The 12,640-nt window shown below is 36.6% G+C and carries 5 protein-coding genes; 3 read left to right on the top strand and 2 right to left on the bottom strand.

Features of this window, described 5'->3' with window-relative positions; translation table 11 throughout:
* Positions 1-124 precede the first annotated feature (124 nt).
* The gene (locus tag IQ247_RS10715) at positions 125-4,522 is read right to left on the bottom strand and encodes a DUF4114 domain-containing protein (RefSeq protein WP_193919733.1); all 4,398 of its coding nucleotides are present in this window, start codon (positions 4,520-4,522) and stop codon (positions 125-127) included.
* Positions 4,523-5,341: 819 nt separating this feature from the next.
* Here IQ247_RS10715 and IQ247_RS10720 point away from each other — a divergent pair.
* The 3 genes from IQ247_RS10720 to IQ247_RS10730 all read left to right on the top strand — a co-directional run bounded on the left by IQ247_RS10720 (position 5,342) and on the right by IQ247_RS10730 (position 11,543).
* Positions 5,342-6,514: a S1C family serine protease gene (locus IQ247_RS10720; protein ID WP_193919734.1), complete on the top strand. Its 1,173-nt coding sequence runs from the start codon at positions 5,342-5,344 to the stop codon at positions 6,512-6,514.
* A 72-nt stretch (positions 6,515-6,586) separates the two neighbouring features.
* Positions 6,587-7,165: a COP23 domain-containing protein gene (locus IQ247_RS10725; protein ID WP_193919735.1), complete on the top strand. Its 579-nt coding sequence runs from the start codon at positions 6,587-6,589 to the stop codon at positions 7,163-7,165.
* Between the two features lie 88 nt (positions 7,166-7,253).
* Positions 7,254-11,543, top strand: coding sequence for a tetratricopeptide repeat protein (locus IQ247_RS10730; RefSeq protein ID WP_193919736.1), 4,290 nt, complete (start codon positions 7,254-7,256; stop codon positions 11,541-11,543).
* A gap of 165 nt (positions 11,544-11,708) precedes the next feature.
* On the opposite strand, the gene IQ247_RS10735 is transcribed toward IQ247_RS10730, so the two are convergent.
* Positions 11,709-12,563 carry a tetratricopeptide repeat protein gene (locus tag IQ247_RS10735; RefSeq protein WP_193919737.1) on the bottom strand — a complete coding sequence of 285 codons (855 nt, stop codon included), beginning with the start codon at positions 12,561-12,563 and terminating at the stop codon, positions 11,709-11,711.
* Positions 12,564-12,640 lie beyond the last annotated feature (77 nt).

Here is a 12,640-nt window from a genome sequence, read left to right on the forward strand (position 1 = left end):
TACTAATCTTTGTGCTTCTTGGGGATGCTTTTCGATGTACCCTAGCATTAAATTCATATTTTTAACCTTTGTAAAGGTTGCTTGAATATTATTTTACCAGATTTTATTTATATTCCGGAGATGTCTAATTAATGACTAAACTGGCACTTGAACCAGTCAGTTCAAATGCAAATGCATTCCCGATATCACCAGTCTTAACGAAGTTTGAACCGTTTGAAGAAAGAACAGATAAATTCCCTTGTTCTAGTGCTTGTCCAAAACCTGTCCACGTTCCAGAACCAAATGAAATTAATTTAGAACCAGGTCCAGTCTCGGTTGTCATCCGAACCGAAAGACCACCTGCTGCGGTGTCATACATAAACAAGGCTAAATCATTGCCAGCAATTGACCCTGTAAAAGCAGCTGTATCGTCCGAAAAGCTAAAAATATCATTCTCGGCATAAAAAATGAATGTTGTACCATCAAGCTGATTTCCGGTAAATGTAAAAGTTGTCCTTGCGTTTGTACCAATCAGTGTTGTGTCTGCTTGAACTACAATTCCATTAGTTGTGCTTGTACTCCTGACAACCCCATCACCGATGACATTTGGAGAGCCAAATCCACCACTTGAGCTATTACTTAGAACTGTTGTGATACCATCAGAAAAACGAAGTACAGGGTCTATTGACCAAGTAACCTCTTCATTGCTCGCTGTATCTGTGTATCTAAAATAACCATCAAAAGGAACTAAGCCATTGTTTGCTAATCCTCCTTTGACTTCAAGTCTTGTTGTATTGTTTTCTAGTAGAACAGAATTACCTGTGAGGGTGGCATTTGCAGGAGAACCAGTAGTGGGTGTAAAACCAATATCCCAAATACCATTTGCATTCAAATCGTTAAATTTAAAGCCTTCAATTGTTCCAGGTGCTGAATTTGTTAAGTTTACACTAAAAGTTTGGTTATCAATTCCCTCGCGATTATCCTTAACCTGAACAGTTACGTTGTAGGTTCCTAATGTTTGACTTGAAGTATTCCATGTAATCACTCCAGATCTTGGGTCTATAACCATATTCTGTGGAGCATTTACTAGTGAATAGCTTAGTGTATCTCCATCTGCATCAACCGCATCAATATCATAGATATACTGTTGCGAAACTATAGCATCTCCTACAAAATTACTCGTAATTACAGGTGCATAATTACCTGATGGTTGGGGATTTGCAGGTATTCCTTGGGTCAAAATCGTAAATACCTGTTCAACTTCACCACCTCGGTCATCTTTAACTAATAATTTTACTTGTTGAGCGCCGATTTGATTCCCTTGCGGTGTCCACTGAATTAAACCATCAGGGGAAATTGTCATTCCCTGGGGTGCTTGATTTAATTGGAAATTTAAACCATCTAAATCGGGATTATCGGCAATAATTTGGTAGGTGTAATTTTCTCCAACAGTTGCATTCCCAATAGGATTAGAAGAGATACTGGGTAAACGATTTGGGTCGAAAACATTTAATTTATACTCTTGAATATCTTCCCCACCTTTCCCATCTGCAACTTTGATCTTAAAAGCATATTCCCCAGTCGCAGGTGGTGTCCAAATTAATTTACCTGTTTGACTGTCAATTGTTGCTCCTGGAGGTGCGGAAACTAAACTATAGGTAAGAGTATCGTTATCTGCGTCGATTCCCAGGACTTCGTAAACATAATTTTGTGCATTGCCAAAATTAATTTCCTTTCTTCTCTCACCACCATTTAAAGTCAAATTATATGTAGAAGAGGCTGGTAAAGTTAAACTCCAATCATCCTGGAAAATTTGTCTAACTTGGTAACTTCCTGCTTGGAGATTGGTAAATTTGTATAATCCCTGTTCTGTAAAGGGGTCAACTTTACCATCCCCATTCACATCGAAACTGCGAGTAATCTGGGTTCCGATAATTTCCCCTGTAGTTGAATTAACTAATTCCACTACAAAGCCATCTAAACCAGCTTCTTTTGAACGCAAACCATTTCTGTCAAAATCCAAGAATGCTTGACCTTGAATTTCTGCCAAACCTGCTTGAGTTGTTCCTAATGCAATTCCCTTAATTTGCGTGTTGCTATTACGCAGAATAATATAATCGGTTTCTGGTTGACTGATTATTTCGGGAGCATTATTTTCTACCGTACCGCCACCACCAACATTTACATTAAACTGATTGATGGTACTGTTACCAGCAATATCTGTAGTTGTAATTGCGAGGGTGCGATCGCCGTTGTCAATTCCTGTAAAATCAATTACTTGGTCAAACTCTCCCCCAGCATTAAACACCAAAGGTATCTCTGGTAAATTATCGAACCGATAACTAACAGCAGCGATATCTGAACCAGTCCCATCTACATTACCCATCAATCTCGCACCAGTTTGCAAGGGAGTTGTGTCAATTGGGTCGGTAAGATTAATTACTGGGTTAACAGTATCGATGACAACATTTAAAGGTAATGAAGGAGAACTAACATTACCAGCAATATCAGTTGCGATTGCAGTAAAATTCTGGGTACCATCACTCAACTCACCTGTAGTGATTTGCCAAATACCTGTACTGTTTGCTGTGGTTTCCCCTAACAACGTTGAACCATTATAAAGCTGGACTATCGCACCATTTTCTGTATTACCTGTAATTGTCGGAGTGCGATCGCGGGTAATATTATCAATGTTACTAATACCAGTATCATTATCGGCTGCTAAATCTATGATTGGTGTTTGGATTTGGGTATCAAGGGTAAAAGTGACACCAATGACGCTGGAAGCATTACCGAAATTATCTTTCGCTTGCAGATTTACTGTATAGGAACCATCTGTTAAATTTGCACCAAAAATTTGATTCAAGCGTTCGGGACTTAAATTAAAGCTCCCATCAGCTTGCAATGCATCCAAAATATTAACAGTAGGTGCATTGTTAATCCCAGCACGAAATTCTGTAATTGGGTTCTTATCTGTAACTCTTCCTGCAATTGATGGGTCGCTAGTAATTTTATCTATATTAGTAAAACCCCCAGGAGCGGTATCACGAATTAGTCCAGATACAATGACTGGAGAATTTCGATCCGGTTCGGGATTTTCATCACCATTTGCGGAACCGAATTCATAGCGAAACACAAGGTCATCAAAATCCTTATCTCCTCCTCCAGTCAAATCTTCCCAAGCAAACTGGTCGGGAGGTAATTCGACAACATGGTCAAACTGATCTGGATTTGCTCCAGGAAATAGGAAAAATGCTGAAGGTCCATTCCCACTTTTATTTTCAGGATTTTGCCGTAAAAAATGCTCGGTTGTGGAATTTTGAATCAAATAAAATCCAATATATTTGCCCGATGGAAGTTCGAGATTTTTAACTGCACCTTCCGTTTCGCTGCTAGCAAAGATTATTTGACGGGAACCATTATTTAATGCAGCTTGTGCATAACCTGGGTCTGTCGGTAAAAGATTACCAATTCTTCCTGTTGCATCATCAACAACAAATAAACCTAGCTCATTATTATAAGCAGCTTCGCGGTCTGTCCAGGTAAATTTTGTTGTCACCTTTTGCCCAACTTGTCCTGGAATGCCCAAAGCTTTTCGAGATTCACTGATGGTAAATACAACATCATTAAAATCTTTATTTCCCCCTCCAGTTAAATCTTCCCAGAAAAATTGCACTATGGCATTGCTAGGTGTTTGTGTAAACACATGGTCAAATTTATCTGGGTTCACATTCTCGATTGAGAAGAAAGCTAAAAGACCTTTTTCAAGATTATTTTCAGGATTTAATAGCAGCCATTGGTCAGTGGTATTGTTTTGAATAATATAAAAGCCCAGACGTTCTTCAGCATTGAAGGTTAACTCACGTTGCGCTCCCGCTCCTTCACCACTCGAAAAAATTATTTGTCGAGAAGCACTTGTTATCGCAGCTTGAGCATATCCTGATTCTCCTGGTGCAATACCATCAACCCGACCCAATTCATCAACGACAAAAACACCAACTTCATTGTTATATGCGGCTTCCCGCTCTGTCCATTTGAAACGAAGGGTGGTTCTTTCCCCGACTCTGCCAGGTACGATTATGGTATCACCCAGCAGTTGACCGACTACTGGAGCAGATACTTGCTGCGGAAATACAGAATTTGTATCGACTGTATTAGTTGGAAAATATAGAATTGGAGAAGATGAGTCAGCCCTAGAAACAGTTAAATTACTGTTAGAAGAAAATGTTAAATTGGTACTATCTAAATTACCTACAAGTAGCCCATCTTGGTAGCTATCAACACTAAGCAGAAAATCGTAATTATCTTCCTTTGTTTGGCTATACGGTTCCTGTATTGAATAACTCAAACTACCATTATCAACTTTCTTTTCTATTTCTATATCTTCAATATCATGCGGTAACACAGGTACTCCAAGCCCTGTTACTGCTTCATCCCAAGGCTTATCCAATTGTCCAGTAATGGGATTAGGTGATTGCTCGCTTGTCAATAATACAGCAGCACCAGGCAAATTAGTGTCTTGATTCAAAATATTGTCAGACATTCTCATTAGGTAGAAATAGATAAATAAGTAGTTATGGGTTTAAAGCCAAACAAATTATCTCCAATCTGAAATGATTGGGACTTAGCATTTATTCGATACATAAAGAATTAACAACTAAACTTAATTTGTAGGTTTAGAAGTCATTCTTTTGCTTTGGTAGAAGCTAAATATTATTGATTTTCAAGTAGCAACGGAGAAAATTAGCCAGTAAAATAACTCGCTTCGACTAACTACACCCTGAGTTTTAATTCTCCTAGATTTTTATTTCATGTCATTGATTAATACTGTTTAATAATTAACCATAAGTTACATTTTGTCTAGTGTTTGTACGCATATATTTTGTGCGTTTATGAAAACTTTATACTTTAGTAAATATATTTATATTGCGATTAAATAGCCTCAAGCGAAAAATATAATTTTCTAGATGTTTGACCAAACAACAAAAATACTTAGATATTCTTGGATATACAACTATAATAGTTTATACATCGTTGACACAAAGAATATACTTCAGTATTGCGGCTAATTTTGGTAAATCCCGTAGTAATTTAGCAATAACTCAGAAAAAAGTTTAGAGCTTGCGTAAAAAATTCCTCCCCATACCGTAATTCTACTAGAAAGCTATTTTAAGGAGGTTCAGAATGAATGCACTAAAGCGTTCAATAATTAAGGGCAACATCAGTAGAATACCTTCAATATTAACTATTTTAAAGATTTTTACAGAGATAATTCAGCATGATATTGTGATTTCAGTCGCAATTATCTAAAAATCTGACTTTTTGACTATGAATGGGGAATTTACACAATAAATACAAAGCGATGATGTACAAGCGATTCTCAAGATTTATTATTCTAACCCTGTGTAGTGTTTTTACTCTAATAGGTATCAGTACCATCGAGCAAGTACTATCGCTGAACGGAAGGGAAACAGGTCACTCTAACCGTGTTTTAGCTCAAACTGCTGAGGAACAACTTAACCGGAGAGTATACCAAAAAGCTAGCCCTGCGGCGGTGACAGTAAAAACAGAAACGGGACATGGGAGCGGTTTTGTTATTAGTCAGGATGGGTTGATTATTACTAATGCTCATGTAATCAAGCCACCACCAGAAAGCGAAGAAGAAGCAAAAACCTATAACCCTGCTGAATTTCCTCAAGTAGTGACAGTGGTTTTTCCTGATGGGAGAAAATTTAGTGCAGATGTGATGGGTTTTGCTAAAGGTGGTTTAGATTTAGCAGTTCTGAAAATTCATAGACAACAAAATTTGCGTACCCTTGCTTTAGCTGCTCCTGGTAGTGCAAAAGTAGGCGATCGCGTTTTTACTCTGGGTACTCCTCTGGATGCAAAATTTTCCGATACATTTACCTCCGGTAATATCACTCGCATTGACCCTAATAATGGGGAAATTCAACACGATGCTGTAATTATGGGGGGTAATTCCGGTGGTCCCCTGCTCAATTCCCAAGGTCAAGTTATTGGTGTGAATACATCGGGGATGTCAGGGGTTGAAAAGTTAAATACTGGGATGAATTTTTCTATTCCTGTCTCCCAGGTACAGTCTTTTATCCTTGCAGCGAGAAAAAACGATGTTTCTCCAGTTTCTACTCTATTTACACGAACTCAAGAACCATCGGTTCGGACAATTACACTCAATGGTCAAGTCATTAATGGCAGTTTGAGTAATGGCGATCGCATTCTCAAAGATGGCAGTTTTGCTGATGTTTACCAATTTCAAGGTAAGAAAGGTCAACAGGTCGTGATTGAGATGACGAGTCAAAAGATTAACCCAGTTTTAAGTTTATATCAGGTGGTTGAGTCTGCCGAAGGTGAGCAACTCACCCCAATTGCGGAGAATGACGATAGAGGACCGGGTGATTTTAATGCTCAAATTGCTGTCACTTTACCAGCAGATGGAGTTTTTCTCATAATGGCTAATTCCCTTGACAGAGGTGAAATTGGAGATTATAGCTTACGGGCAACTGCTCAACCTTAAATGACTAATTTAGGTCATTTTTATCGTTTTTTTATTACATCATCAATCTTACTTTCTTGAAGGGTTAAAACTATGCAACGTCAATTATCTTCCATTGCTTTAGCACTCACTGCCTTAACTTCATTGGCAACATTGGCTGTTAGTATCTCTCCAGCTTTGAGTCAACCTGTTGCTACTAACTCTCAGCCAGATAAAGTCACTTTTTTATGCAGAGAAATATTTGATAAAGCGAGCGGTGAAAAAATTCCAGCTACGGTTGCTTGGGTTCCCGAACGGAAAGGTCATATACGTATAATTGGTTGGAAATCACAAGTTTTTCCTCCTGCCTTCAGTCCTCAAAAAAGGTGTGAAGTAGTCACTCAAAGGTTCCAACAATTTTATGATAATGGTGGTTTAAACTATCTGACTCATGGAATAAATAATGGCTATCCGGTAATTTGTAGTATTCCGAATCAAGGGGAAACTTGTAGTGCTGCAAATCAACTATTTACGATTCGACCGGGTAGCAATCCTCAGTTAATATTTGAACAGCTTAAGGGTATACTTGGTGGTGACACAAACATATTTTTATACCAAAGTTCAGGTCAACAAGTATATGTTGACATGAAAGAGTTTTTCAATAAAGCTCCTCTGGAAAATATCCCTAGCTAGTTACCTGATATGTAGAGACGCGATATATCGCGTCTACTTATCTTTTCAAGTATCATCTGATTTTTTTCCATAATTCTTCAACATGAATATGAATAAAAACATTGCCATAATTACCTCAATTTTACTATTCCAGTTTCCTAATTTTGCTATTACACTTACTTCTAAAGCCCAAACAGTATCCCAAAATTCAAACTGCGAGATTGTCCCAGAAAAGAATGCTCTCGCTGAGGAGTTTTCAGAAAAACAATTAGAAACTATCGCTAGTCGCATTACAGTCAAAGTGATTGGTGATAATAATGGGGGTTCGGGTACGCTACTTGCTAAAAAAGGAAATACGTATTTAGTTCTCACTAATTCCCATGTTGTCAGAGGGGTTAATTATATCAACCTCAAAACGGTTGATGGGAAAACTCATACTGCACAAATTGTGCCTAATTCTAAGTTTGAGAAATTTGATTTGGCATTATTACAATTTCAAAGCAATGAAATTTACTGCCCTAGAAATGAAGATGTTGCCGATTCTCTTCCCAATACTGAAATGCCAGTTACTGCTGCGGGATTTTCTGGGGAGAAGGGAAAAATAGTATTTAGTCATGGTAAAGTTCAACAAATTTCTCAACCCCTTAAGGAAGGATATCAAATTGGCTACACCAGCAATATAGAACAAGGGATGAGTGGTGGACCAATTATTAGCAGTCAAGGAATGATTATTGGGGTTAATGGTCGGGGTGCTTATCCGATTTTAAATAGTGGTTACGTTTATCAGGATGGTTCCCGTCCGAGTAAAGAACAAATTCAACAAATGCGAAAACTCAGTTGGGGAATACCTATTTCCACCTTATTAGCACAGGTGAAGCCAGAAATTCTGACTGCTTATTCTTTGCCTTTACCAAGAATGCCTGATGGACTACCGCAACCAGTACTGACAGGATGGTTAAAGCATTTAGAAGAAAAAGCTAAACAGTTTAGTGTCAGAATTGATAGTAGTAGTGAAGCTAATGGTTCGGGAGTAATTATTGCTAAAAATGGTGATACTTATACAGTATTAACAGCAGCGCAGGTTGTTTGTGAGAGAAAAGGTGGTACTCAACAATGTGAAAACTATAACTATCAAATCTTAGCGCCAGATGGAAAAAAATATCCAGTAGAGAAAAGCACGATTAAAACAGAAGAAAGTGTTGATTTAGCAATAGTACAGTTTATAAGTAAAGAAACCTATCAAGTCGCAATTTTAGGAAATTATCAATTAAATAAAATTCGAGAAGTTTTTGTTACTGGGTATCCTGGATCTGGTGAGCAAAGTAAATGGTATTTTAGTCCCGGCTTAATCTTTGATCAGAAATGGGGATTATTAGCAATTCAGTCTTATTTTCCAGATAACATTTCTGGCACAAGTTCTTTAATCGGAGGTTATGAGTTAGTATATACCAACCTTACTGATGCAGGAATGGGAGGAAGCCCAGTATTAGACTCTCAGGGAAGAGTCATTGGTATTCATGGACTTGTAGAAGGGGGAGAAGCTTTTGATGAGAAAACAGGAGATAGTGGTAGTCGGGGTTTGGTTGAAACAGGATTCAGTTTGGGCATCCCCATAACTACATTTCTAGGTTCTGCTAGTAGATTTCACATCAATTTTAAGTCACTCAAAATTGAACAATCTGTACCTCCAAAACTTGATGCACAACAACTTGCATCTTTTGCCAATACGTTTGCCACAAACGTTCCTCAAGGGAATGCTCCTGCATCACAGTGGTTAGAAAGAGGGAATCAACTCTGGCGAATCAACCAATTTGATGAAGCAATATCTGCTTTTGATAAAGCTATTAAACTTAATCCTTCTTTCGTTTACCTCGCTTATACTCAGAAAGCAAGGGTACTAAATTTTCAAAAAAAATATAAGGAGGCTATAGCAGTCTTTCAACAAGCAATCAAATCCAAATATGATGATATATTAGCTTGGAGAGGCATAGCAGAAGCATTAGCAAATTTGTATCGCTATGAAGAGAGTCTGAGTGCTATAGATAAAGCAATTAAACTTCAACCAAAAAACCCTATACTTTATAATGATAAATTTGAAATTTTAAGGGGTTTAAAACAGTATAAAGAAGCAGAATCTGCAATAACTAAGGCGATTAAAATTAGTCCACAGGCTATATTTTACTACAATAGAGGGAAGCTTTACTATGAACAGAAAAAATGGGATTTAGCTCTACTTGATTTTAGCAAGTCTATTGATATCTATCCTTTATTTGATGAAGCATACAAAAATCGTGGTCATATTTACTATGAACAGAAAAAATGGAATTTAGCCCTAGCTGATTACGACCAAGCACTAAAATATAATCCTGATGGAGAAATTTATCAAAAGCGAGGGATTATATATTATGAATTGGGTAATATGCATAAAGCCATAGAAAACTACACCCAAGCTCTAAAATATTATCCTGATGATGCAGACATTTATCAAAATAGAGCTATTGCTCGTGCCAAATTAGGGGATGAAAAAGGAGCAATAGCTGATATAGAAACAGCAGGTCAACTTTATCGGCAACAGAACAATCTACCAGGATACCAACAGGCACTTAATTTATTAAGACAGTTTCAGGAAATTTCGGTCAACAACACATCATCTTTTCTTAATCAATCAACTTATTCAGCATCACCTCTTAAATCAACAGAAATAGATATTAACAGGATTGCCCAGCAAATCACTGTAAAAATTGATGATTTAGGTTCTGATGGTAATAGCTTTCAAGGCAATGGCTCTGGAGTAATTATTGGCAAACATAACAATACCTATTATGTATTAACTTGCGCTCATGTAGTTCAATATGAGAAAGTTAGAAAATACCAAATTGTCACCTTGGATAATAAGCGTTACTCCGTGAACTCTAGCAAAGTAAAAAAATCTCCTAGTCTAGATATAGCAATACTTGAATTTACTAGTCAAGAAAACTATCCAGTTGCGACCTTAGCAAATTATCCACTAGAAGAATTCAGAGGGATGTTTGTTGCTGGTTGGTCAAATCCTTATAAGAATGAAAATCCTAGCTGGCTAGCGAGTCCTGGATTAATATTTAGCCAAGAAAGAGGTTCATTCGATACAATTAATTCTCTCTCATTTACTAGAGGCTATGAACTGATTTATACTAATATTACTTATGGTGGCATGAGTGGAGGCCCTTTATTAGATACTCAAGGGCGTTTGATTGGGATTCATGGAAAAACAGAAGGTGAGAGATTTTATACTAAAAATGCTGAAAAACCAGAAGAAATTGAATATCTTGGAATTGAATTAAATTTAGGATACAGTTTAGGTATTCCAATTAGCACTTTTCTTAGCCTAACTAGTGAGCTTAAATTAAATGCACAATGGTTAAACATTGAGTCTACGCCTCCATCTCAAACCAATGATTTTTCTATTACTTATGCTGCAAATATTAATTTCACGAATGATATTACTAAAGACAAGCCAAAAGTTGTAGAAACTTTGTTTAGAAGAGGAAATCATTTGTGGCGTTTAGGAAAATTTGAGGAAGCGAATGCAGCATTCGATGAAATAATTAACCTAGAGCCACCATTAATATTAGGAAAAGTTTATTATGCAAAAAGTTTATCATTAAAATATCAAAAGAGGTATTTAGAAGCTTTATATGCTTTAGATAAAGCTGTGAAATATCAACCTAATTTTTACGAAGCATGGCGTGATAGAGGAGAAGTTTTGTATAGGTTGAAAAAATATTTAGAAGCTTTATCTTCAATTGAAGAAGCTATTAAATTGAATAATGAACAGTATGATAATAATAAATTAAAAGATTTTGTTCTTGATGGCTGGCGTGGTCAATTATTGTATGAATTAAAACAATATTCGCAAGCGATTGAAGCGTACAACGAAGTAATAAAAATCAAGCCATCTCCTTTTATTTACCTTAATCGAGGTCTTATTCTCGCTGAAGTGGAAAATTATAAAGAAGCCATTAAAGATTATACAGAGGCTATTAAACACAAGCCTAACTATGCTGAAGCTTATTTTTATAGAGGAATTGCTCGTTTCCAATCAGGTGATAAATTAGGGGCAATAAAAGACTATGATCAAGCCATTAAAATCAATCAAGGCTATGCTCATAATTATCTCAATCAAGGGCTTGTTTTAGTATCTTTTGCTGACCGAAAAGAAGGAACAAATAGTTATACTGAATTGATTGACGTAAAATATGCAAAAATTTATAAAACACGAGGTTTAATTCGCTTAAAAATGGGAGATAAAAAAGGGGCAATAGCTGATTTACAACTAGCGGCAGAAATTTACCAAAAGCAAAAAGACATAACAGCATTTCAAGAAGTTTTAACTTTATTAAATAAGGTTAATCAAAATTGAGTAGCTGATTTTCAATGAAACAACTCAGTATTTTATAAAGTAGACTTAGAAAATTTGCTGATATAATGCCTGTCTGTGTTCGATAACGTCTGTCGTCGCTTTTTAGCAGAGTCATTTTCAGCCGATTTTGTGATATATCAATCACTGATGATAATTCAGCAGATACTATTTAACCTTTCCCTTAATCTCCGCAATCATCCTCTGCATTTCTTGATATCTACCCTCATTTTTCCTCTCCTGATAAATCCTCCCAGCTTCCTCCAACTTCTGGAGAGCAGTTTGCACATCACCCTTATTCAAAACTTGAAAAGCTTCATCAATTAAATCTTCAGGTGATTTTTTGTTAGGAGAATCTGTTGAGGAACCTATGGGATTTCTGTCTGATGAAGTCTTTACCTCAAAAATCTGCGGATTCACAGATTTTTTAGCAATATTTATTTCCTCAACAGCTTGCAAAATCTTAGCTGCTGTCTCATATTTATTTTCCTTCAAATAAACCGGAATTTTTGAATAATAAAGATTTACCGCCATTTCCAAGTCTTGTAATTTACTCTCCCCGTTTTCTTGAAGCAATCCCCTTTGATGATAAGCTGCTGTATATTGGGGATTCAGTTGAATTGCTTTGGTAAAATCGGTAATTGAATTGCGCTTAGTTTCTTGAACCTTATTTTGAACCGAAACCGGACAGATAATTCGATAAGTGTCAACTCTTTCACAACCCTTTACTGTTCCATCAATATTTAATGGTTGATTTTGAGGATATTTAGCATGAATTAAACCGCGACGATAATAAGCCTCAGCATACCCAGAATCAATATTAATAGCTTTTGTAAAAGCCTCCAACGCTTCTTGATAATTTCCTTCATTAAATTTCATTATTCCTTGATCAAACCAATACTTTGCCTTGGTTTGTACTTCTTGAACCGCTACGGAAGAAGCTTTAACACTTGGAACATTTACAATAAAATTACTAAGAGCAGCCAAACTTAAGCAAGTTAAAACTAACTTTAATCGTGACATATTTTTAAGTAGTAAAAGTATATTTTTAGTTCAGCTATATTCGTAATTATACCAGAATCATACAGGAGTTACGCAAC

The sequence above is a fragment of the Plectonema cf. radiosum LEGE 06105 genome, assembly GCF_015207665.1.
Lineage (GTDB): Bacteria > Cyanobacteriota > Cyanobacteriia > Cyanobacteriales > Nostocaceae > Rivularia > Rivularia radiosa_A.

What these genes read in the sequence shown, in the direction of transcription:
- IQ247_RS10715 (WP_193919733.1), bottom strand. Translation starts at nt 4,522, where the DNA reads ATGTCTGACAATATTTTGAATCAAGACACTAATTTGCCTGGTGCTGCT.
- IQ247_RS10720 (WP_193919734.1), top strand. Translation starts at nt 5,342, where the DNA reads ATGATGTACAAGCGATTCTCAAGATTTATTATTCTAACCCTGTGTAGT.
- IQ247_RS10725 (WP_193919735.1), top strand. Translation starts at nt 6,587, where the DNA reads ATGCAACGTCAATTATCTTCCATTGCTTTAGCACTCACTGCCTTAACT.
- IQ247_RS10730 (WP_193919736.1), top strand. Translation starts at nt 7,254, where the DNA reads ATGAATAAAAACATTGCCATAATTACCTCAATTTTACTATTCCAGTTT.
- IQ247_RS10735 (WP_193919737.1), bottom strand. Translation starts at nt 12,563, where the DNA reads ATGTCACGATTAAAGTTAGTTTTAACTTGCTTAAGTTTGGCTGCTCTT.